At 66.9% G+C, this 20,873-nt stretch carries 20 protein-coding genes; 8 read left to right on the top strand and 12 right to left on the bottom strand.

From position 1 onward, the window contains the following. Window positions 1–54: 54 nt before the first annotated feature. The gene (locus tag CAL12_RS23515; RefSeq protein ID WP_086066830.1) at window positions 55–1,074 is read left to right on the top strand and encodes an isopenicillin N synthase family dioxygenase; all 1,020 of its coding nucleotides are present in this window, start codon (window positions 55–57) and stop codon (window positions 1,072–1,074) included. Window positions 1,075–1,186: 112 nt separating this feature from the next. On the opposite strand, the gene CAL12_RS23520 is transcribed toward CAL12_RS23515, so the two are convergent. From CAL12_RS23520 to CAL12_RS23550, 7 genes are all read right to left on the bottom strand, one after another. Then, on the bottom strand, window positions 1,187–2,212 hold the full coding sequence (locus CAL12_RS23520; RefSeq protein ID WP_157793107.1) for a tripartite tricarboxylate transporter substrate-binding protein: 1,026 nt from the start codon (window positions 2,210–2,212) through the stop codon (window positions 1,187–1,189). A 120-nt stretch (window positions 2,213–2,332) separates the two neighbouring features. Beyond that, a complete protein-coding gene (locus CAL12_RS23525; protein WP_086066832.1) occupies window positions 2,333–3,661 on the bottom strand; it encodes a metal-dependent hydrolase family protein in 1,329 nt (442 codons plus the stop codon). Between the two features lie 10 nt (window positions 3,662–3,671). Continuing rightward, entirely contained in the window at window positions 3,672–4,772 is a 1,101-nt protein-coding gene (locus tag CAL12_RS23530; RefSeq protein WP_086066833.1) for an amidohydrolase family protein, read from the bottom strand. A 77-nt stretch (window positions 4,773–4,849) separates the two neighbouring features. Further along, a complete protein-coding gene (locus tag CAL12_RS23535; RefSeq protein WP_086066834.1) occupies window positions 4,850–5,680 on the bottom strand; it encodes an ABC transporter permease in 831 nt (276 codons plus the stop codon). Beyond that, the gene (locus tag CAL12_RS23540) at window positions 5,664–6,638 is read right to left on the bottom strand and encodes an ABC transporter permease (protein ID WP_157793108.1); all 975 of its coding nucleotides are present in this window, start codon (window positions 6,636–6,638) and stop codon (window positions 5,664–5,666) included. The genes CAL12_RS23535 and CAL12_RS23540 overlap by 17 nt, the downstream gene beginning before the upstream one ends. Continuing rightward, entirely contained in the window at window positions 6,635–7,804 is a 1,170-nt protein-coding gene (locus CAL12_RS23545) for an ABC transporter ATP-binding protein (RefSeq protein WP_086066836.1), read from the bottom strand. Before CAL12_RS23545 ends, CAL12_RS23540 begins: the two co-directional genes overlap by 4 nt. A gap of 94 nt (window positions 7,805–7,898) precedes the next feature. Beyond that, window positions 7,899–8,969: an alkene reductase gene (locus CAL12_RS23550; protein WP_086066837.1), complete on the bottom strand. Its 1,071-nt coding sequence runs from the start codon at window positions 8,967–8,969 to the stop codon at window positions 7,899–7,901. Window positions 8,970–9,134: 165 nt separating this feature from the next. On the opposite strand from CAL12_RS23550, the gene CAL12_RS23555 reads away from it, so the two are divergent. Then, complete coding sequence (locus CAL12_RS23555) at window positions 9,135–9,461, top strand: winged helix-turn-helix transcriptional regulator (RefSeq protein ID WP_086066838.1); 327 nt, start codon at window positions 9,135–9,137, stop codon at window positions 9,459–9,461. 73 nt (window positions 9,462–9,534) lie between these two features. On the opposite strand, the gene CAL12_RS23560 is transcribed toward CAL12_RS23555, so the two are convergent. Next, window positions 9,535–9,963 carry a DoxX family protein gene (locus CAL12_RS23560; RefSeq protein ID WP_086066839.1) on the bottom strand — a complete coding sequence of 143 codons (429 nt, stop codon included), beginning with the start codon at window positions 9,961–9,963 and terminating at the stop codon, window positions 9,535–9,537. Between the two features lie 106 nt (window positions 9,964–10,069). On the opposite strand from CAL12_RS23560, the gene CAL12_RS23565 reads away from it, so the two are divergent. After that, window positions 10,070–10,993 (top strand): LysR family transcriptional regulator, encoded by a 924-nt coding sequence (locus CAL12_RS23565; protein ID WP_086066840.1) that lies wholly within the window; start codon window positions 10,070–10,072, stop codon window positions 10,991–10,993. 35 nt (window positions 10,994–11,028) lie between these two features. On the opposite strand, the gene CAL12_RS23570 is transcribed toward CAL12_RS23565, so the two are convergent. The 3 genes from CAL12_RS23570 to CAL12_RS23580 form a co-directional block, all read right to left on the bottom strand. Further along, complete coding sequence (locus CAL12_RS23570) at window positions 11,029–11,814, bottom strand: substrate-binding domain-containing protein (protein ID WP_086066841.1); 786 nt, start codon at window positions 11,812–11,814, stop codon at window positions 11,029–11,031. 36 nt (window positions 11,815–11,850) lie between these two features. Beyond that, on the bottom strand, window positions 11,851–13,158 hold the full coding sequence (locus CAL12_RS23575; RefSeq protein WP_086066842.1) for an MFS transporter: 1,308 nt from the start codon (window positions 13,156–13,158) through the stop codon (window positions 11,851–11,853). Between the two features lie 263 nt (window positions 13,159–13,421). Further along, on the bottom strand, window positions 13,422–14,417 hold the full coding sequence (locus CAL12_RS23580; protein ID WP_086066843.1) for a polysaccharide pyruvyl transferase family protein: 996 nt from the start codon (window positions 14,415–14,417) through the stop codon (window positions 13,422–13,424). A gap of 238 nt (window positions 14,418–14,655) precedes the next feature. Here CAL12_RS23580 and CAL12_RS23585 point away from each other — a divergent pair, with 238 nt between their 5' ends. The 4 genes from CAL12_RS23585 to CAL12_RS23600 all read left to right on the top strand — a co-directional run bounded on the left by CAL12_RS23585 (window position 14,656) and on the right by CAL12_RS23600 (window position 19,104). Further along, the gene (locus CAL12_RS23585) at window positions 14,656–16,104 is read left to right on the top strand and encodes an APC family permease (RefSeq protein ID WP_086066844.1); all 1,449 of its coding nucleotides are present in this window, start codon (window positions 14,656–14,658) and stop codon (window positions 16,102–16,104) included. Between the two features lie 62 nt (window positions 16,105–16,166). Beyond that, on the top strand, window positions 16,167–16,919 hold the full coding sequence (locus tag CAL12_RS23590; RefSeq protein WP_086066845.1) for a YoaK family protein: 753 nt from the start codon (window positions 16,167–16,169) through the stop codon (window positions 16,917–16,919). Between the two features lie 18 nt (window positions 16,920–16,937). Then, window positions 16,938–18,290 carry a DUF763 domain-containing protein gene (locus tag CAL12_RS23595; protein WP_086066846.1) on the top strand — a complete coding sequence of 451 codons (1,353 nt, stop codon included), beginning with the start codon at window positions 16,938–16,940 and terminating at the stop codon, window positions 18,288–18,290. A 109-nt stretch (window positions 18,291–18,399) separates the two neighbouring features. Beyond that, complete coding sequence (locus CAL12_RS23600; protein ID WP_086066847.1) at window positions 18,400–19,104, top strand: YrbL family protein; 705 nt, start codon at window positions 18,400–18,402, stop codon at window positions 19,102–19,104. Between the two features lie 87 nt (window positions 19,105–19,191). Here CAL12_RS23600 and CAL12_RS23605 read toward each other — a convergent pair whose 3' ends face one another. After that, on the bottom strand, window positions 19,192–19,593 hold the full coding sequence (locus tag CAL12_RS23605; protein ID WP_086066848.1) for a hypothetical protein: 402 nt from the start codon (window positions 19,591–19,593) through the stop codon (window positions 19,192–19,194). A 184-nt stretch (window positions 19,594–19,777) separates the two neighbouring features. Between CAL12_RS23605 and CAL12_RS23610 the strand changes: the two genes are divergently transcribed. Then, window positions 19,778–20,851 (top strand): permease, encoded by a 1,074-nt coding sequence (locus CAL12_RS23610; RefSeq protein WP_086066849.1) that lies wholly within the window; start codon window positions 19,778–19,780, stop codon window positions 20,849–20,851. Window positions 20,852–20,873: the final 22 nt, after the last annotated feature.

A 20,873-nucleotide genomic window follows, 5' to 3' on the forward strand; every position in this document is an offset into this window, starting at 1 on the left:
GCGCGCCATGGCCAGGCTCCCACCAACGAAAGTAAGGACAAGAGGAACAGCACGATGAGTACGACACTATCCGAAGCGACGCAAGGCACACGCATTCCGCTGCTGGACCTGGCAAACCTGCGGCATCCCGACATCGATGTCCGCCGCAAGCTCGGGCGCGAGCTGGCGGAGCTCTGTCGAACCGTCGGCTTCTTCTACATCGTCAATCACGGCGTGGACGTGGCGAAAATCGACGGCATGTTCGATCAGGCCCAGCGCTTCTTCGCCCTGCCCGAACATGAGAAAGTGGCCTTGTCCATGACGGGCAACCCGCACTGGCGCGGCTACCTGCCCATGAGAATGCTCGGCAACGACGCCCAGATGAAGGGCAATATGCTGGAGAGCTTCCACGTCTGGCAGGAATATGCCGACGACGACCTGGGGCTGCTGGCGAACAAGCCGCTGCACGGGCGCAATATCTGGCCGACGGCACTGCCCGGACTGCGGCCGGCGGCGCTGGCCTACGTCGCCGACGTCACCGAACTGGCGAAACAGATGATGCGGCTGGCCGCGCTCGGCCTGGATCTGCCCGAAGACACGTTCGTGCGCTATTTCACGCAGCCGATCTCGCTGCTGCGCCTGATCCACTACCCGCCGCAGCAGCCGGCGGATCCGGCCGACATCTATGGCACCCGGCCGCATACCGACAATGGCGCGTTCACCCTGCTGGCCCAGGACCAGACCGGCGGACTGGAAATCATGGGGCCGGACGGCGACTGGCTACCGGTTCCGCCCGTCGCGGGCAGCTTCGTGATCAACCTGGGTGAAATGATGAAGGTCTGGACCAACGGCCTGTTCCGCGCCACGCCACATCGGGTGATCAACAAGTTCGGCAAGGACCGCTATTCCATCCCCTTCTTCCTGAATCCGGATTACGACCATGTGGTCGCGCCGGTGATGCAGGGTGTAGCGGGCGCGGTGGAGCCCGTGTTCCATACCACCGTCGGCCGCGACGAGGCCGCGACGTGCGGAGAAATCCTGACGCGGCTGTATCGCCGCATATGGCCGTCGACGTTGGAAGGGCAGGTCAAGTAGATCCCGCTCGGCGCCCCCTCACAGAGGGCGCCGGGATTGAGCACCGGACTGGGCGCTGGCAAGGCCGCCCGAACGTACCGCCCGGACGTGCCGCCTGCCGGGCCCGCCCGCCTTACTGCTGGCGCGCCCGCAGATTCTGTTCGTCGGCGATCGCGCGATAGCGCGCGGTTTCCTGCCTGAGCTTCGCGGCGAAGGCCTCGGGGCTGCTGGCGGCCACATCCAACCCCATCTCGGCCAGCTTGGCCTGGGCCTCCGGCCGGCGCAGCGTCGCCGCGATACCCTTGTTCAGCGCCGCGATGACCGCCGGGGGCGTATTCGCCGGCGCGAGAAACCCGTACCACGCGGACTCTTCCAGGTCGCCCAGGCCGGATTCGGCCAGGGTGGGCACGGCGGGCGTCATCGGGGTACGCGCCTTGGTGATGGTCGCGAGCAGCTTGATCCGCTTGTCCTGCATCTGCTGCAAGGCCGAAGGCAGGTTCATCATGCCCAGCTGCACCTGGTCGCCCATGACGCCCAGCATGATCTCGGCCTGCCCCCTGAAGGGCACTTCCAGGAATTCGACCTTGGCCTGCTTGGCCAGCTGCACCAGCACGAACTGGCTCTGGCTGCCCAGGCCGCTGGTCCCGAAGCTGATCTTCTGGCCGGACTTGCGCGCCTGGTCGAACAATTCGGTCAAGGAAGTCGCCGGCAGGCTGGCCGGCGCGATGAACGCGTAAGGTGTCGTCCCGACCAGAATGACGGGCGCCAGATCCTTCAAGGTATCGAAGGGCAGGTCATCCCTGACCGCGGGCGTCGTGGTCAGGCCGTTGGCCTGCAGCAATAGGGTGTAGCCGTCCGGCTGGGCGCGCACCACGGTATTGGTGCCGATGATACCCGCGGCGCCGGAACGATTCTCCACGAAGACGGCCTTGTAGTCCGACACCTCGGGCAATGTCGCGGCGACCAGTCGGGCCAGCGAATCGATGGTGGAGCCCGCCGAGAATGGCACGACGATGCGCAAGGGCTTTTCCGCCAGCGCGGGAGCCCCAGGGAACGCCAGCAGCGCGGCGGCGGCGGCCAGCAGGCGGAATGCGCCCCGCCTCGTACAGGACCAGGCGGACACGGGAACAGTGGGGGGATGCGACACAGGCTTCGACATGGCAGGCTCCAGTTGCTGGAACATCGATAAGCGGCGTGCCGGAACGTCGCGGCCCCGCTGGATGGAAACCCCGCGGCCATCGCGGCCGCGGGGATGACGAATGGTGTGGCGGCCCGGATCTCAGGCGGCGCGCCGCAGCATCGCCGTCGATACCGAGAATCCGCGCTCATGCGCCATGCGGCGACGCTCGGGCGGCGACGCCGGACGCTCGACCTGCTCGCCGCCCTTGTAGATCGCGCGGATGCGCTTGCGGTCGGCCAGTATGCCGATATTGGTCAGGGGATCGCCGTCGACGACCAGGAAGTCGGCCCACCGTCCCGGCGCCAGCGTGCCGACCCGGTCTTCCCAACCCAGCGCCCTGGCATTGTTGGCGGTGGCGGCGACGATGGCGTCCATGGGCCGCATGCCCAGCAACTCGACCATCAGCTCCAGTTCCCGGCTGTGCCACTCCCCGTACGGGGTGACCGCGAAGCCCGACTCGGATCCCATCATCATCGGGATGCCTGCTTCGATGCACCGGGTGTGGATCCTGACCAGGGCGTCCAGTTCGCGGCGCTTGTGCTCGATGTAGTTGGGATCCACGCCCACGTCCCTGCCGTGCTGCACGATGTTGGCGGCGAAGGTCATGGTGGGACAGATGGGGATGCCCAGGTCGCGCACCATGCCGACGTCTTCCGCCTTCATGTAGGAGGCATGGATAAGCCAGTCCACGCCGGCACGCGCCGCCATCGCCACGGTGCCGGCATAGCGCGCGTGGATGGTGACCTTGCGGCCCAGCTGGTGGGACATCTGCACGATGGCCGTCATTTCGTCGGCGGTAAAGCACGGCCCGGCGTCCAGATTGGATTCCTGCGCCTGGCTGTCGCCGCTGATCTTCACCACGTCGACGCGGTTCTTGACCTGCCGCCGCACCTCTTGCAGCATGTCGTCCCGGTTGTGGCACAGGACGCCTTCCGCCGAGACCGGCATGCCCAGCCAGCTGGGAAAATAGTCGGCGAAACCCCCATCCGCGCTGATATGCCGGCCGCCGGCCGCGACCCGGGGGCCCGGGTACATGCCGTTCAGGATGGCGTCGCGACAGGTCACCGCCACGTTCCAGGTGGAGCCCGGGTCGCAGATGGTCGTCACCCCGCTCTGCAACACCTTGCCGGCATTCCAGACGGCGCGCACGGCGGCCCACTCGGCGCCGCCGTAGACGTCGATTTCCTCGGCCGCCCTGCCCTCGCCATAGGATATATGGCAGTGGGTGTCGATCAACCCCGGCATGATGGTGGCGCCGCGCGTATCCACGGCTTCGTCCGCGGGTGCTTCGGCCACGGCGGGTCGCGCCTTGCCCTGCCACACCGCGACCACCCGCCCGTCGGCGATGCGCATATTGCCGTTTTCGATAGCCGGGCCGCCCGTGCCATCGATCAGGGTGGCCCCAAGGAAGTCGAGGATCTTCGCCATGGCTTTCCCTTCAAAGCTCGATGTTGTAGAGCTTCATCGCATTGCCCGCGACCACCTTGAAACGGTCTTCCGGCGACATGTCGCCGAGCACGCGCTCGACGTTCTGCGTCGTGTTCGGGTAGGGGCACGGCGGGTGCGGGAAATCCGAACCCCACATGATGCGGTCCACGCCGATTTCCGTGCGCAGCTTCGCGGCCAGCGGGTCGTTGATGACGCCGGCGTAGATGTTTTCCTCGATATAGCGGCCGGCGGGCTTCTTCTTCAGGTTGTCGAAGCCGGGGAAGGTCTCGATACGGTTGACGCGGTACTTCAGGATGGGCAGCCAGGACGCGTCGTATTCCGACAGGAATACCTTCAGGCGCGGGAAACGGTCGAAGATCCCGCCGAAGATGAATTCGTTCGCCAGCACGGGCGCGGCTTCCTGGAACAGGTCGAGGAAGCTGGCGGGCACGTTCTCGCGTTCCTTGTCGCCGTGGTAGGTGAACGGGTCGCGCACCTTGCCCGTGACGATGTGCAGGGTGACGGGCAGCCCGGCTTCCTCGGCGGCGGCCCAGAAACGGTCGTACTTGCGGTCGCGGTAGGGCGCCGCGTCATCGACGGGGCTGGTGCCTATCATCACGCCGCGGGCGCCGCGCTTGATGACGCGGTCCAGCTCCTTGATCGCCCAATCCACGTCGATGATGGGAATCATCGCGATGGCGAGCAGGCGTTTCAGGTCCTGCGAGCAGTATTCCTGGATCCAGTCGTTGTAGACCTCGGCGCAGGCATTGCGCGCGGCGCCGTCCGGCATGCGCGGGATCCACAGGCCCCAGGTCGGGTTGAGGACTTCGGCGGCGATGTGGTCGGAGTCCATCAGCTTGAGCCGGTACACGGGATCCGACCCGGCCTGGGCCAGGTCATCCAGGCGACGGTCCTTGCTGTCGGCGGCCACCAGTTCGTCCATGCGGGCGGCTTCGCCAGGACGTCCCAGATAGAAAAAAGAGCCTTCATGGCCTTCGAAGTTCTTGACGCCGTGGGGCACCTTGTCGCCGAAGCGCTTGCCCAATGCATTGATCCAGAGATCCTGCGGTTCGAAGACGTGGGAGTCGGCCGAGATGATGAGTTGGTCCATGGTCTGGTATGCCCTGTTCAGTGGTGGGACGCGAGTGAGACGTCACGAATTATATGCCTTATTGGTATGCCAATCAACTATGCCTTTGTTCCGATGAACCTTTCCATTCCGATGGTCCGATCGACCAGCCACACCGCACCGATCGCCATCAGGATGAGCAGGGTCGACACCGCGGCCACCGTGGGGTCCAGGTTGAATTCCATGTATTGGTAGATCGCGATCGGCAGCGTGCCGGTGCCCGGGGCGATCAGGAATATCGTCATGGCGAAGTCGTCGAAGGACATGACGAAGGCGAACAACGCGCCGGCGAACAGGCCCGGCCGTATCAGCGGCAAGGTCACATGGCGGAAGGTGTCCCAGGGACGCGCGCGCAGGCTGGCCGCCGCATCGTCCATCTGCATGTCGTAGCGGCGCAGCGCCGCCAGCACGGAGCGGAAGCTGTAGGGAAAGGTGATGATCACGTGCCCGAGCGCGATGGCCGCGTAGCCCGGCCCCAGGCCAACGCGGTTGATGAAAGCGAGCAGCGCCAGTCCCGTCACGACCAGCGGCAACAGGATGGGCGACATCAGGAGCGGTTCCAGCACGGGCGACAGGCGCAAGCGGTATTTCCACATCCCGTAGGCAGCCAGCGTTCCGGTCAGCACGGATACAGGCGTGACGATGGCCGCGATGCCCAGGCTGGCGAGAAAGCTGGACGTGAACTCGTCCCGGGCGAAGATATTGGCGTACCAGCGCAGCGAAAGCTCGGTGGGCGGGATGGTGGTGTACGCGTGCGCGCCGAATGAAGAAACCACCACCAGCAGGATAGGCGCGAGCAGCAACAACAGCGCGATCGCGCGCAGGGCCCAGACCACGGAAAAGCCGGCCGGCCGCCTGAGCCGGCGCACGCCGTCAAGATGTCCGCGCATGTTGTCTCCTTGTCAGCCGGCCGGCCACATACAGGCAAGCCATCGTGAACAGCAGGGCCAGCGCGCTCAAGGCCGCCGCGACGGGCATGCCGCCGCCATACATCGCGCGGTCATAGATGGCGTTGGCGATCATGCGGACGGCGCCGCCGCCCAGCAGCAGGGGCGTGGCGAACGCGGTGCCCGCCAGCACGAAGGCCAGCGTCCCGGCCGCCGCGATGCCGGGCATCAACAGCGGCAGCGTCACGCGGAAGAACGTCGAGACCTCGTCGGCGCCCAGGTTCTGCGCGGCTTCCTCCAGCGTGCGGTCATAGCGGCGAAACCCCGCGGCCAAGGTGAAGATGACGAACGGCAGCACGAAGTACACCAGCCCTATCGCCACGCTGGTTTCGTTGCGGATCAATGGCAGGAAGTCGTTCTCGGGCAGGATGCCCAGGCCATGCAGCACGCGATTGACCAGGCCCGTATTCCCCAGCACCAGGGTGAGCGCATAGAGCCGCACGATCAGGCTGGTCATGAAGGGAATGGCCACGAGCATGATGAGCGCCGTGCGCAACCGTGCGCTGGGGCTGCGTACGATCCAGTACGCGACCGGCAGCCCCAGGGCCAGGCTGCCCAGCGTGGCGATGGCCGACAGACGGAAGGTGGTGTAAATCGCGGCAAGGTAGAGAGGATTCGACAAGGCTTGCGCATAGACCCGCAGTGTCGGCCCGCCGCTCAGCTCGCCGCCCATGGTGCCCCGCGCATACAGGCTGAAAGCCAGCAGCGCCGCAAGCGCGGCGACGAATACGCCGAATATCGCCAGCGCCGGCAGCACCAGCAGCCATCCGCTCCAGGGCCATGGCTTGGTGGCCTTGCCCGTCCCTGAAAGCGCGCGGCCTGTGCCTGGCGGCGTGGCCGCCGCTGCAGGGTGATCCGGCGGCGGCGTGCCGGCCGCGGCCGTGCGTTCCGGCGGCGTCATGCGCGCACCGCCTGGACGGCATGACAGGGCCATTGCAGGACGACGGTCTCTCCCAACGGAAATTCCTCGACGTCCGCGCCGGCCGGATGGCGGGCCATCAGTTCACTGGCGCCCACGTCCACGCGCAGCTCCAGATGCGATCCCATATAGCAGCGATGGACGATCCGGCCGGATACCTCGGACACGGGTTCGGCGCCGCCCGGCGTCGCGGCCGCGCGGCCGACGGCATGAGCGTCGGCGTCGGCCTCGGCATGCAGCACGCGTATGCTTTCCGGCCGGATAAGCAGCAATTCGGCCCGTTCGATCTCCGCCGCGCCGGACCGGACCGGGATGGCCTGCCCCCAACAGGTCCGGAACATGGGCAGGCCGTCCCGCGTACCGGCATACGCGGCGCGCACGATATTCGCGGCGCCGACGAAACCCGCCACGAACTGGTCGACGGGATGCAGATAGATCTCTCCCGGCGTGCCGATCTGGCGTATCCCGCCTTCGGCCATGACGATCACGCGGTCGGACATGGCCAGCGCTTCGTCCTGGCTGTGCGTCACCGACACGGCGGTCACGCGCAGCTTCTTCAGCAGCGCGGTCAGCTCCACCCGCATCTCCGCGCGCAGGCGCGCGTCCAGGTTGGACATGGGCTCGTCCAGCAACAGCAGCGACGGCCGCATGGCCAGCGCCCGTGCGATGGCCACGCGCTGCTGCTGCCCCCCCGACAGTTCGTGCGGGTAACGCGCGGCGTACTGGCTCAGCCGCACGTGGGACAGGGACTCCTGGATGCGATCTTCGATCTGGTTGGCGGGCACGCGCGTCATGCGCGGTCCGAACGCCAGGTTCTCCGCCACCGTCATGTGAGGGAACAGCGCGTAGTTCTGGAACACCAGTCCCACGTCGCGCCGATATGGCGGCACGTCCCTCATGGACTCGCCCTGCAGGCGGATCTCGCCCCGGCTGGCCGGCACGAATCCCGCGATGGTCCGCAGCAGCGACGTCTTGCCGCTACCGCTGGGTCCCAGCAGGGTGATGAACTCGCCTCGATGGACGGTGAAAGTCGCGTCCGAAACGATGGTGGCGTGTCCGTAGCGGATCTCCACGTCTCGAACGCTGAGCACTTCGTCGCGCGCGGGCGCGGCGGCAGCCGGCCCTGTCGCTAGGACAGCCGTAGTCATGGTCACTACCCCTTGGAATTAGGCATCCGTTATTGGTATGCCGTTTATATATCCCAGTTGGCGTGGCCATGTCAACGGTACAGTGTTGCGCCGCTCAGGCGGCCTGCATCTCCAGCGTCGGGTAATCCGTGTACCCCACCGGACTGCAATGATCCAGGTCGTAGATCGTTGCGTTGTCCAGCGCGTTCAAGGGCGCGTTGCGACGCAGCCTGTCGACCAGGTCGGGATTGGCGATGTAGGCCTTGCCGAACGACACCGCGTCGGCCTCGCCCCGCGCGACGACGTCGGCCGCCGACACCGCGTCGAACCCGTCGTTGGCAATGCACACGCCGCCGAATTCGCGCTTCAGCATCGAGAACAAGGCGCCTTCGCCCTGCGTTTCACGGATGAACAGGAAGCCGAGCTTGCGCTCGCCCATGGCGCGCGCCACGTAGCCGAACGTACCCGCCGGATCGCTTTCGCTGATCGAGTACGACGGCGAACGCGGCGCCAGGTGCAGGCCCACGCGATTGGGCGCCCACACTTCCAGCACCGCATCGATGACTTCTATCATCAACCGCGCGCGGTTTTCGACGCTGCCGCCATAGGCGTCCGTGCGGTGGTTCGTTCCGTCCTGCAGGAACTGGTCCAGCAGGTAGCCGTTGGCGCCATGTATCGTGACGCCGTCGAAACCGGCCGCCTTTGCATTGCGCGCGCCTTGCCGGAAGGCGTCGACGATGCCGGGGATTTCATCCAGCGCGAGTTCGCGCGGCACCGGATAGGGTTGCTTGGGCCGCAACAGGCTCACGTGGCCCTCGGCGGCGATGGCGCTGGGCGCCACGGGCTGGCGGCCCTGCAACAGCGCCGGATGCGAAATCCGCCCTACGTGCCACAGCTGCGCCGCGATCCGGCCACCCGCGCGATGCACCGCATCGGTCACCAGGCGCCATCCATCCACCTGCTCCTGGCTCCAGATGCCGGGCACGTGCTGATAGCCGACCCCGTCATCCCTGACGGGCGTGCCTTCGGTGATGATCAGGCCGGCGGTCGCGCGCTGCACGTAATGCTCCGCCATCAGGCGGTTGGCCACGTTGCCGGGCGCGCGCAGGCGTGTCAGCGGAGCCATCACGATACGGTTGGGCAGATGCAGGTCGCCTATGGAAAGCGGATCGAAAAGCGTCGTCATGGTGGGGCCATCCCGGATGTACGCGGCACCGGTCCTGGCCGGCCGGGCGCCGCTGGCGCAGGCGGTCCGGGGATCGGAGCCGCGCGCCGCGTTGTTTAATAATGAAACCATGGCGATCATACGCAGCATGGTTTAAAATTGCAACCTTAAACTCAGGAGACCGATATGCAGCGCAAGCGCCTGGGCGAAGACCCCTGCCCCATCGCCCGATCGCTGGACGTGATCGGCGATTGGTGGAGCCTGCTGATCGTGCGGGAAGCCATGCAGGGCACCTGCCGCTTCAGCGATTTCCAGCAGCACCTGGGGCTGGCCAGGAACATATTGAGCACCCGCCTGCGCAAGCTGGTCGAACAGGGCGTGCTGGAGACGCAGCCGTCCGCGGAACGCGGCGACCACAAGGAATACCACCTGACCGCGAAAGGCCGCGGACTCGATCCGGTGCTGCGGGCCTTGTACGCCTGGGGCAAGGAACACCTGTTCGCCGAGGCGTAGCGCGCGTACCTGGAACGGTCGCGCGGCCACGGGTGCGCCAGCGGGCGGCCGTCCGGGCGCCCACCGGCGCAGTTCAACGCGCGCGCCTGTCGAGGCTGTAGGCGCCGGCGCCGTTCAGCACCAGTTGCAGCAGGCCGCCAGCGATGGCCAGGTTCTTCAGGAAGTTGACCTGCTGGTTGGCATCGCCCCAGGCACTGTGGAACACCAGCGCGGTGACGACCGTAAAAACGGCCATCACGGCGGCGACCAGGCGCGTGCGGTAGCCGACGATCAACAGGACGCCACCGCCCACTTCCACCAGCAGGGCCACGGCATACGCCACCGTCGGCAGCGGCAGGCCGGCGGAGGTGATGTACGCGATGGTGCCGGCGGGGGCGGCCAGCTTGCCGATACCGGCAATCAGGAACAACGCCGCCAGCAGCACGCGGCTGATCAGCGCGCCGGGTCCGCCGCTGCGGGCGTAGGGGATGGCGGGTTCGGTGTAGGCGGTCTGGGTAGTCATGAGGTTTCTCCTCGGAGAAAAGATGAGATGGCGCAGCATAGGGTGTTGCCTCCCATCTTCGGAAGCCCATATATTTCGATCCTATCCATCCAAAATCCCGATACCTATGCTTGAAGCGATCTCGCTGGACCAATTGCGCACCTTCGTCGCCGCGGCGGAAGCCGGCAGTTTTTCCGCGGCGGGGCGACAACTGCGCCGCGCGCAGTCGGTGGTCAGCCACACGCTGGCGAACCTGGAGACGCAGACCGGCGTCAGGCTGTTCGATCGCGGGGGCCGTTATCCGGTGCTGACGGAAGCGGGACACGCGCTGCTGCGGGAAGCGCGCGCCGTCCTGAACGGGATGAACGCATTCAAGGCCAAGGCCAAATCGATGGCGGAGGGCCTGGAGCCGGAGCTGACGGTGGTGATCGACGTCATGTATCCCATGCAGGCGCTGACCAAGGCCGTGGGCAAATTCCACGAAGCCTTTCCGCACACGCCTTTACGCCTGTACGTCGAGGCGCTGGGCGGCCTGGTCAAACCGGTGCTGGACGGCACGTGCGCCCTGGGGGCGGTCGGCTCGCTACCGACCATCCCGGATAGCCTGGCGACCGAGGCGCTGCTGGACGTTCCCATGGTGAAGGTGGTGGCGCCCACGCATCCGCTGGCGTCGTTCGACGGCGAACTGACGCGCCAGGAACTGGCGCGTCACGTGCAACTGGTACTGACCGATCGCACCGACCTGACGGCCGGCAATCAATACGGCGTTTTCTCGCCGTCCACCTGGCGGCTGGCGGACATGGGCGCCAAGCACGCCTTTCTATGCGCGGGTTTCGGCTGGGGTCATATGCCCCTGGCCATGGTGCAGGCGCAACTGCACAGCGGCGAGCTGGTGGCCTTGACCCGCGTCAGCCCGGAATGCCACGTGCCGCCCATCACCGTCTATGCGGTGTATTGCCACGATCGGCCGCCGGGCCCGGCGGGCCGCTGGTTCCTGGAGCAACTCAAGGACGGCAGCCGCGCCTGCCCGACAACGCTGCAGAGCGCGTAAGCGGAAGCGCCCCGTGGAGCGCCTGCTGTCCGCGCCTACTTCTTCTTGACCGGATCCAGGCCGGTCTGCTTGACCACTGGCTGGGCCTTGGCGGACGCCAGGAATTTCAGCAGTTCGGCGGCTTCCTTCTGGTGGGTGGAGGTGACCGGCACGCCGCCGGCGAAGCGGGTGATCGACTGCACCGACGCCGGCACCTTGCCGACGAAGGTCACGCCCGGCACGGGCAGCAGTTCGGCGACCTGCTGGAAGCCGACCTCATACGTACCGTCGGCCACCTTCGACGCCACCGGGATCTTGGGCACCATCGTGGCCTTGGACTTGACCTGGTCCTCGATACCCAGCTTCTTGAACATTTCCTTTTCGATGTACACGCCGCTGGCGCTATCGGAGTAGGCGATGGACTTGGCGTTCAGCAAGGTCTTCTTCAAGGCGGCGACAGTGGAAATGTCGGGCTTGGGCTGCCCCTGCTTCACCACCATGCCGATGGGCGAATCGGCCAGCTCGACGCGCGAGGACTTGTTCACCTGGCCCTGCTTGATCAGGTCGTCCAGCGCATAGCCGACCATGATGACGACGTCGGCCGGTTCCTTCCGCGCCAGCCGGTTGGGTATGGCTTCCGGCGACTTGCCCATGGACGGGCCGTGCTCGGTGACCAGCGTATTGCCGGTGGCCTTGGTGAATTCCGGACCGAGCTTGTCGTAGGCGGCGGAAAAACCGCCCGAGATCAGGACGTGCAGCTCGGCGGCCTGTACGGGCGCGAAGGCCGCGGACGCGGCCAGCAGGGAACCCGCAAGGGCCAGGGTGCGTAGGGAAGTTTTCATAGTCTCCTCGGTAGCCGAGAGTTGAAGAAATCGTGATCAGGCCTGTGCCGCCACGCGGGAGGCCGCCGCGCCGCGCGAATACAGCGCCAGCGTCGCCGCGAAGGCGCACACCGCCGCGAAGGTCATCCAGTAGCCGGGCGCCGCGCGGTCGCCCGTGGCATGGATCAGGGCGGTGGAAATCTCCGGCGTGAAGCCGCCGAAGATGGCCGTGGCCAGGCTATAGGCGACGGAAAACCCGGCCACGCGCACCGACGCCGGCATAACCTCGGCCAGCGCCACCACCATCGCGCCGTTGTAGACGGCGTACAAAAACGACAGCCACAGCAGCACCGTCAGCATCTTGCCGAAGGTCGGACCGTCGGCCAGGTAGGTCAGCGCGGGGTAGGACGTGACGATGGCCAGCACGGTCATCGTCAACAGCACCGGCTTGCGGCCGACGCGGTCGGAGATCGCGCCGCCGATGGGCAGCCAGATGAAGTTGGACACGCCGACGCACAAGGTCACCAGCAGGCTGTCGGACGTGCTCAGGTGCAGCACGGTCTTGCCGAAGGTCGGGGCGTAGACGGTGATCAGGTAGAAGGCCGTCGTGGTCATCGCCACCATGAGCGCGCCGCCTATCATCAGCTTCCAGTTGGCCACCAGCGAGATCCACGATTCGCGCAAGCCCGGCCGATGCGTGCGCGCCTTGAAGGCCTGCGTTTCTTCCAGGCGGCGGCGCAGCACGAAGATGAAGGGAATGATCAGGCAACCGACGAAGAACGGAATCCGCCAGCCCCAGGCCGCGATGGTCGCCGAATCCATCCAGTGATTCAGCCCGAAGCCCAGCCCCGCGGCCACCACAATGGAAACCTGCTGGCTGCCCGATTGCCAGGCGGTGTAGAAGCCCCTGTGGCCCGGCGTCGCCATTTCAGCCAGGTAGACGGACACGCCACCCAGTTCGGCGCCGGCGGAAAAGCCCTGCAGCAGCCGGCCCAGCAGCACCAGCAACGGGGCCAACAGGCCTATCGTCGCGTGGCCCGGCACGAAGGCGATCAGGATGGTGCCGCTGGCCATCAGCGACAGGGTGACGATCAGTCCCTTGCGGCGCCCGACGCGGTCGATATAGGCGCCCAGCACGATCGCGCCCAGCGGACGCATGAGAAAACCCGCGCCGAATACCGCGAAGGTCTGCATCAGGGAGGCGAACTCGCTGCTGGCCGGGAAAAAGACGGCGGCGATCTGGGTCGCGTAGAACCCGAAGAGGAAAAAGTCGAACTGCTCGAGGAAATTGCCGGCCGTGACGCGCACGACCGAGCGTGCCATGGTCAAGCCGGAAGGTCTGTCCACCGTTGATGATTGCTGCATGTTGTTGTCCTGATTGGCAAGGCGGAATGCGGCCGCCCCAGGACATCCGGACCAACAGAGCCGCGGAAGGAAAACGATGCAAGGCAATCGCGTCGTCCCGGTGAACCGGGGCGGAAACGCCTGCGTGCGCTGAACCCTTGTTTCCCGCAGGAACGGTGCAATGGGGCACGCCTCCGGGCAAAGGCGCCCGGACCACCACGAGCCCATACGTTAGCCGGCCTAGCTGACCGGCGCATTAAAGCGCTTGTAAGGATTGCGCCGGATCAGGCGGGCACCAGGCGCCTGCCGCGCAGCAGGTCGCGCAGGCGCCGCTTGAAGGAACGCGGCGGCGGCTCCAGGATGGGATCCTGGTCGTAGGCCCGCGTCAGCACGGCCAGCGCGCGTGGATCCGGCGAGCGGCCGCCCAGCATGGCACCGGCGATATCCCTCATGGCGCCCTTCAACTCTTCCAGCTCCAGGGGGCCGGCGCTCCAGTCGATGCGGCGCGCATCTTCCGGTGTGTAAAGCGGAATCAGCCTGTCGATGGCGGTGAAGCGCGCGTTGCGGTCGCGCCGGATCAGCACGACCGGCACGCCCATCCCCAGGCAGGGGCTGGCGACGTGCAGCAAGGGGGTGATCACCAGCCGCGCCTGGCGCCGGTAGAAGTCCAGGTAGCGGGCGGCCAGTCCTTCCATGCGTGCCACGTCACCATCGCCGAGCGGCGTACAGGAGATGGGCTCGCGCTGGTAGATCAGTCGCGCCGATTCCAGCATGGGCTTGGGCAAGGCCTGCAGCACGACCGCCGGCAGGGCGCCCGGTCCGCTGCCGTAGGCGATCACCGGCACGCCATCGGCCGGCGGCGCGTCGCGGCGCGGCAAGGTCATCGTGACGCAGCCGGTGACGAAGGCGGCGATCCCGTGCTTTTCCAGCATGCGCCGGGTGACGGCATCGCGGCAGCCTATGGGCTGATGCCGCAACAGCAGGTCGCGGTTGTGCGTGACGACGGACTCGGTTTCGGCGTTGAACCCGAAGAACACCGGCTCGACCTGCGGCGGCAGGGGAAAACAGCCTTCGTGGAAACAGCCGTTCATGATCAGCCGCACCGGTTCGCCGGCATAGTCGCGCAGCGCGTCGCGGTCTATGCCCACCATGTCTTCCGCCGCTATCCCCAGGCGCGCGAAGAGCGCCCGGGTCGCCAGGGACTGGATGTTGTCGCCGATGTTCACCGAAGTGCGGTTGGCGTCGTTGCCATACCGGAATTCCAGATAACCGTATTTCATCTGCTGCGCGATCGACGGCGCCGCGGCTGGGAGCCGACCCGGGCCCGTGCGAGCCGCCTGTGCTGGATTTTTAAAGGGACAGTTTACACATTTCGGAGTTTTGCCTTGAAATTCAGATAATTCCTTCCCTCTGTCACCGGATTTCTCCCGCCAACTGTACCGGGGCCCGGCATCTGTACCGCTCGGGCCCGCGACTTGCTCTGCGCTAGGCTCAATAAAGGCACAGGGGAGTCGCCAAATGTCCACGGTTTCATCCTCCACGAATCAGCCATCCGATTCCGGTACCCCGCTGGCCCGGGTCATGGGTCCCAAGCTGTTGCTGCTGTTCATCGTCGGCGACATCCTGGGCACCGGCGTCTACGCACTGACCGGCCAGGTGGCCAAGGAAGTCGGCGGCGCCGCCTGGCTGCCCTTCCTGGTGGCCTTCGTGGTGGCCTTGCTGACCGCGCTGTCCTACCTGGAGCTGGTGACCAAGTATCCGCAGGCCGCCGGAGCCGCGCTGTATGTGCACAAGGCCTTCGGCGTGCACTTCCTGACCTTCATCGTGTGCTTCACGGTGATGTGCTCCGGGTTGACCTCGGCCGCCACCGCATCGCGCGCCTTCGCGGCCAATCTGTTTGCAGCGCTGGGGATGGACGCGGGCGGGGAATTGGTCACGCTGGGCGCATTGGGCTTTCTCATCTTGATCATGTTGCTCAACCTGCGCGGCGCCGCGCACGGCATCAAGACCAATGTGGTGCTGACGCTGATCGAGCTCAGCGGCCTGCTGATGGTGATCCTGCTGGGCTTCTACGCCATCGCCGGCGGCCAGGCCGACTTTTCCCGCGCCATCGCCTTCGATACGCCCGAGGACAAGAGCGTTTTCCTGGCCGTGACCTCTGCCACCACGCTGGCGTTCTTCGCCATGGTCGGCTTCGAGGATTCCGTCAACATGGCGGAAGAAACCCATTCGCCCAGCCGCATTTTCCCCAAGGTGATGCTGACGGGGCTGGGCCTGACCGCGGTGATCTACGTACTGGTTTCCATCTGCGCGGTGGCGCTGGTGCCGGTGGGCGAACTGGCCGCCAGCAATACGCCGCTGGTCCTGGTGGTGCAGCGCGCGGCGCCCGGCCTGCCCACCGAAACCATCATGCCCGTCATCTCCATGTTCGCGGTGGCCAATTCCGCGCTGATCAATATGATGATGGCCAGCCGGCTGCTCTACGGGATGGCCAACCAGGGCGTGCTGCCGTCGTTCCTGTCCCGTGTCCACCAACGCAACCGCACGCCCTGGGCGGCCATCCTCTTCACCACTGTGATCGGCCTGGGCCTGACGGTGCTGGTGGCGCGCGCCGAATCGCAGGCCATCCGCGCGCTGGGGGGAACGACCGCCCTGCTGCTGCTGGGCGTGTTCGCCTTCGTCAACGTCGCGGTGCTGGTGCTGCGGCGCGACGGCGTATCGCACGAGCACTTCCGGGTGCACACCGTGGTGCCGTGGCTGGGCGCGGCCACCTGCCTGTTCCTCGTGACGCCGATGACGGGCCGCGATCCGATCCAATACCAGGTGGCCGGCTGGCTGCTGCTGCTGGGCGTCATCATGTGGGGAATCACCCTGCTGACCCGCCGCCGTGGCGGCCGGCTGGACCCGGGACGGCTGGACCCGGAACGGCTCGACACCGAACAGCTGGATCCTGAGCGGCAGAAATAGCGGCGCGAGTAGAATGACCGGGCTGGCCACCGCGCCAGGCGCTTCCTACCCATTTCGCCGCCATGCCCGTGCACTACCTCCGTGCCTTGACCAGCCCCGGCCGCACGACCGAAAGCAACCGCCGGCTGGGCATCTCGCTGGCCTTCGTCGCGGGAGCCGCCAACGCCGGCGGCTTCCTGGCGGTGGGACAGTACACCTCGCACATGACCGGCATCGTCTCCGCGCTGGCCGACCACACGGCGCTGGGCGAAATCACGCTGGTCATCGCGGGAATGTGCTCGCTGCTGGCCTTCCTGGTCGGCGCCGGCGTGTCGGCCATACTCATCAACTGGGGCCGGCGGCGCGGCGCGCACAGCGAATATGCCATGCCCCTGATGCTGGAAGCCGCGCTGCTGTTGGTCTTCGGCCTGATGGGCACGCAGTTGGAACAGCAGCGCATGCTGGTCGTCCCGGCCACGGTGGGCCTGCTCTGCTTCATCATGGGCCTGCAGAACGCCATCATCACCAAGATTTCCAAGTCCGAGATCCGCACCACCCACATGACGGGCGTGGTCACCGACATCGGCATCGAACTGGGCAAGCTGATCTACTGGAACATCGGCGACCGCGGCGTGGACCACAAGGTGATGGCCAACCGGTCGCGGCTGCGCCTGCTGGCGGCCCTGCTGGGCATGTTCCTGCTGGGCGGCGTTGCCGGCGCGCTGGGCTTCAAGCACCTGGGTTTCATCGCGACGGTGCCGCTGGCGGCGCTGCTGGTCCTCCTGGCCATCGTGCCGGTATTCGACGACCTGGCCGCGCTGGGCCGGCGTCCCTGAGCACGGCGGCCGATCGCGATGCGACGAGCGGGCAGCGCCGATCTCCCCCTGCACGGCGGCCGCGTGCCGGCCTGGCTGGGCGCGCGCATGTCGCGCCTGGGCGCGATCATCGCGCAGGCCATCGTGCACCACTACGGCCGCGATGAATTCCTGCGCCGGCTGGCGCATCCCTTCTGGTTCCAGTCCTTCGGTGCCGTCATGGGCATGGACTGGCATTCCTCCGGCATCACCACCAGCGTGATCGGCGCGCTCAAGCGTGGACTGGCGCCCATGGCGGGCGAACTGGGCATACACGTGTGCGGCGGGCGCGGGAATCACTCGCGCAAAACGCCACAGGAACTCGCGCTGATCGGCGAACGGGTGGGCGTGGACGGCGACGCCCTGGCGCGCGCCAGCCGGCTGGTGGCGAAAGTGGACAGCGCGGCGGTGCAGGATGGCTTCGACCTGTACCTGCACGGGTTCTTCGTCACCGACGACGGCAAGTGGACGGTGGTGCAGCAGGGCATGAACGGCGACAGCCGCACGGCCAGGCGCTATCACTGGCTGTCGGAAGGATTGAGCAGCTTCGTCGACGCGCCGCACAGCGCCATCGACGGCCCCAACCAGGGGCGCATCGTCAACCTGACCGATCCTCGCGCCGCCGCATCGCGGGGCGGACAGCTGGCGCTGCTGCGGGATGACGGCCCGGACTTCATCGTCGCGCGGGCCGGCGAGCTGGCCTTGCCGGCCGGGCGCCCGGATGCCCGGCCGAGCAAACAGCCAGCGGCGGCGCAGCGCCAATTGTCGCTGCTGGAGCCGGAGTCGCTGGCAACCGACGATCATGCACCACCGGCCCTGCCGCACCTGGCCATGCCCGCGCATCACGACGTGCGTCCCAAGGACGTCAACCTGCGGCGCCTGCACGGCGCCCTGGCCGCCGCCGCGGAATGCGGGCCCACGGACTTCGCCGAGCTGCTGCTGGTGCCCGGTGTCGGCGCCCGCACGGTGCGCTCGCTGGCGCTGGTCGCGGAAGTCGTGCATGGCGCGCCCTGCCGGTTCACCGATCCCGCGCGCTTCTCCATGGCGCACGGCGGCAAGGACCGCCACCCCTACCCCGTACCGCTGGACGTCTACGACCAGACCATAGACGTCATGAAGACGGCGGTGCATCAGGCCAGCCTGGGCAACGAGGAAAAACTCGATGCCCTCAAGCGCCTGGAGCGCCAGGCCCGCCAGCTGGAGCGCACGGCGCGCGGGCCGGCACTGCCGGACTTCATCGAACAGGAGCGCGCAGACTCGCCGGACTACGGCGGCCGCAGCGTGTTCGGCCTGGAAACCCGGGCCACGGTCCTGTCGGCAGGCGGCGAGGCACCCGGCAAATTCAACGATTGATCCACCATTCCGTTGCGCTCAGGCGACGAATGGCCTGTCATCCGGTTGTCACAAAGCACCTCGGCCGCCAAAATGAGGAGGAATCATGCAGATATGACAAGAAAACCGAATGAGCAGCCTGCCGCTGGCGCTGGACGCGGACCTCGCCGTCCTTGATCCCGAACGAAGCGCGGACCTTTCTTCCGCCCCGGACATCGCACTGGTCCTTTCCGAGCAAATCGGATCGGGCCACGATCGCGTCGTGTGGCGCCATCCCTTGAATCGCGCGCTGGGCATCAAGGTCTCCAAGCCCGACCAGGAGCGCGACCAGAACCTGATCGAACTGCATTACGGCATGCACCTGCAAAGGCTGGGCATTGCCAGCCGTCACCTGCCCCGCGTATACGGCTGGGTGCAAACCGACCATGGCCCCGGGCTGGTGGTCGATCTGGTGCAACAGGCCGACGGCACGCCCTGTCCGACCTTGCCGCACGCCTTGCGCAGCGGCATGGTCAGCGAAATGGAAGCCGCCGGCATGGTGGGCGAAGCCTGCGAATGGCTGGCCGACAACGGCGTGATCCTGGCCGATCCCGGCATCAACAATGTCGTGGTGCACCGTTCCCCGGAAACGGGCCGGCCCTACCTGGCGTTCGTCGATGGCCTGGGCACGCGCAATTTCGATTTCAAGTACCGGCTGCGCTGCGCGCTGCCGGCGCTGGAACGTTGGACGGCGCGGCACAAGGCGGACGTCTGTCGCGGGAAGTTCCTGCGCATGCTGCGCGACCGGTCGAGCCGGATGTGGGTGCCCAAGAAAACGGCCGCCGCATTGGCCTGACGGTTCGGCGGGCTGACGGTGCCGATGGCCCCGATGGCTTCCATATGGGCCTGCTAGCCTGAAGGCCGCGCGCCGGCAGCGGCGTTTTCAGCTGTCGCGCAGCAGATCGTGCGAGTTCAGCAGTTCGAAGGCGATATCCGGCCGCGCGTCCAGGCAACGGCGCACCGCCGCCGGGATGGCCTTGCGCGTCAGCCGGCACAGGCCGGGACAGTCTTCCAGGCGGATGTCGAAGCCGCGCACGGTGCGCACCTCATTGGGCCCCGGGGCGATGTGCAGCCTGATCCCCAACTGGGCCTCGATGCGGCTGCCGACATGCCGCAGGTCCGCCAGGTCCTTGGCCGCTTCGATGCGCGCGATCAGGCGCTTTTCTTCCTGCTTGGTCAGCTGCAGGATGCGCACGTCGCCGCCGGGATCGCACAGCAGGCGTTCGCGGTCGCAGACGCAGGCCCCGGGCGGGCATTCTTCACGGATGGGAAACGGCAGGTTCATGGAAAAAGCGGTGATGGCGGCTGGCCGCTCGCGGCAGGCTGTCCGAGCTGGCTGTCCGAGCTGGCTATCCAAGCCGCTCGCTCGCGGCTGGCGACCCGCGGCAACATGATAAATCCTTCCGCGCGCCGCGCGGCCGTAAAATGGCGCCCGTCCGGCCACAGGCCACCCAGAATCCACGTCCATCATGCAAACCGTGCCCGCCTCGCGACGCCCCGCCCATGCGGCAACCGGCATCGCCGTTTTCCTGCTGATCGCCATCCTCGGCCTGTTCTACGTCAAGTGGTTCCCCTATTACAACCGTGCGTTTGTCGCGGCCAGCAGCCATTCCATCGGGACATCCATCCTGATGGGCACGGCGGACAGCGCGCCGCCGCCCTCGCTGGACTCGGCCATCGGCTATGCCCTGGCCTACGGCAAGGCGATCTGGCAGGCCATGGTGTTGGGCCTGCTGCTGGGCTCCGCGGTCCAGGCCCTGCTGCCACGCCGCTGGATCGTCCGCGCGCTGGGCGGCACCGGCATGGGGAGTGTCGTCGCCGGGGGCCTGATGTCCCTGCCCGGCATGATGTGCACCTGCTGCGCCGCGCCCGTGGTGGCCGGCCTGCGCAAATGCCAGGCAGCCCCTGGCAGCGCCGTCGCGTTCTGGCTGGGCAACTCGGTCCTGAACCCCGCCACGCTGGTGTTCATGGGCTTCGTGCTGGGCTGGCAATGGTCGGGGCTGCGCCTGGCCCTGGGCATCGTCATGGTGTTCGGCCTGGGTTGGCTGCTGAACCGCATGAACGCCTCGTCGCAACGCACGGTGGACGCCGACGCGGTGCAGGCGCTGCAATCGCAGGCGATCGATAGCCAGGACGCCAATCCCTTCAAGCGCTGGGCGACCATCTTCGCGCGCATGGCGCTGCGCCTGGTGCCGGAATACATCGTGCTGGTGCTGCTGCTGGGCGCGGCGCGCGCCTGGCTGTTCCCGCACATCGGCGCCGACATCGACAACCATGTGTGGTGGATCGCCGCGCTGGCCGTGGCGGGCGCGCTGTTCGTCATTCCCACCGCGGGCGAAGTCCCCATCGTCCAGGCGATGCTGTCGCTGGGCATGGCGGCCGGTCCCGCCGCCGCGCTGCTGATGACCCTGCCGCCGATCAGCCTGCCGTCGCTGGCCATGCTGGCGCGTTCCTTCCGGCCGGTGGAGCTGGGCATCGTATTCGCCGGCGTGGTGGCCACCGGCCTGGCGGCCGGCGGCATTGCGATCGCGCTGGCGTTCTAGCGTCCGACGGAACGCCAGCTTC

The sequence above is a fragment of the Bordetella genomosp. 8 genome, from assembly GCF_002119685.1.
GTDB lineage: Bacteria > Pseudomonadota > Gammaproteobacteria > Burkholderiales > Burkholderiaceae_B > Bordetella_C.

Bases quoted from the DNA above. Each gene is read 5' to 3' on its own strand.
- CAL12_RS23530 (WP_086066833.1), bottom strand. From the start codon at position 4,772: ATGGACCAACTCATCATCTCGGCCGACTCCCACGTCTTCGAACCGCAG.
- CAL12_RS23550 (WP_086066837.1), bottom strand. From the start codon at position 8,969: ATGACGACGCTTTTCGATCCGCTTTCCATAGGCGACCTGCATCTGCCC.
- CAL12_RS23520 (WP_157793107.1), bottom strand. From the start codon at position 2,212: ATGTCGAAGCCTGTGTCGCATCCCCCCACTGTTCCCGTGTCCGCCTGG.
- CAL12_RS23545 (WP_086066836.1), bottom strand. From the start codon at position 7,804: ATGACTACGGCTGTCCTAGCGACAGGGCCGGCTGCCGCCGCGCCCGCG.
- CAL12_RS23525 (WP_086066832.1), bottom strand. From the start codon at position 3,661: ATGGCGAAGATCCTCGACTTCCTTGGGGCCACCCTGATCGATGGCACG.
- CAL12_RS23605 (WP_086066848.1), bottom strand. From the start codon at position 19,593: ATGAACCTGCCGTTTCCCATCCGTGAAGAATGCCCGCCCGGGGCCTGC.
- CAL12_RS23560 (WP_086066839.1), bottom strand. From the start codon at position 9,963: ATGACTACCCAGACCGCCTACACCGAACCCGCCATCCCCTACGCCCGC.
- CAL12_RS23540 (WP_157793108.1), bottom strand. From the start codon at position 6,638: ATGACGCCGCCGGAACGCACGGCCGCGGCCGGCACGCCGCCGCCGGAT.
- CAL12_RS23565 (WP_086066840.1), top strand. From the start codon at position 10,070: ATGCTTGAAGCGATCTCGCTGGACCAATTGCGCACCTTCGTCGCCGCG.
- CAL12_RS23610 (WP_086066849.1), top strand. From the start codon at position 19,778: ATGCAAACCGTGCCCGCCTCGCGACGCCCCGCCCATGCGGCAACCGGC.
- CAL12_RS23575 (WP_086066842.1), bottom strand. From the start codon at position 13,158: ATGCAGCAATCATCAACGGTGGACAGACCTTCCGGCTTGACCATGGCA.
- CAL12_RS23590 (WP_086066845.1), top strand. From the start codon at position 16,167: ATGCCCGTGCACTACCTCCGTGCCTTGACCAGCCCCGGCCGCACGACC.
- CAL12_RS23595 (WP_086066846.1), top strand. From the start codon at position 16,938: ATGCGACGAGCGGGCAGCGCCGATCTCCCCCTGCACGGCGGCCGCGTG.
- CAL12_RS23555 (WP_086066838.1), top strand. From the start codon at position 9,135: ATGCAGCGCAAGCGCCTGGGCGAAGACCCCTGCCCCATCGCCCGATCG.
- CAL12_RS23585 (WP_086066844.1), top strand. From the start codon at position 14,656: ATGTCCACGGTTTCATCCTCCACGAATCAGCCATCCGATTCCGGTACC.
- CAL12_RS23580 (WP_086066843.1), bottom strand. From the start codon at position 14,417: ATGAAATACGGTTATCTGGAATTCCGGTATGGCAACGACGCCAACCGC.
- CAL12_RS23570 (WP_086066841.1), bottom strand. From the start codon at position 11,814: ATGAAAACTTCCCTACGCACCCTGGCCCTTGCGGGTTCCCTGCTGGCC.
- CAL12_RS23600 (WP_086066847.1), top strand. From the start codon at position 18,400: ATGAGCAGCCTGCCGCTGGCGCTGGACGCGGACCTCGCCGTCCTTGAT.
- CAL12_RS23515 (WP_086066830.1), top strand. From the start codon at position 55: ATGAGTACGACACTATCCGAAGCGACGCAAGGCACACGCATTCCGCTG.
- CAL12_RS23535 (WP_086066834.1), bottom strand. From the start codon at position 5,680: ATGCGCGGACATCTTGACGGCGTGCGCCGGCTCAGGCGGCCGGCCGGC.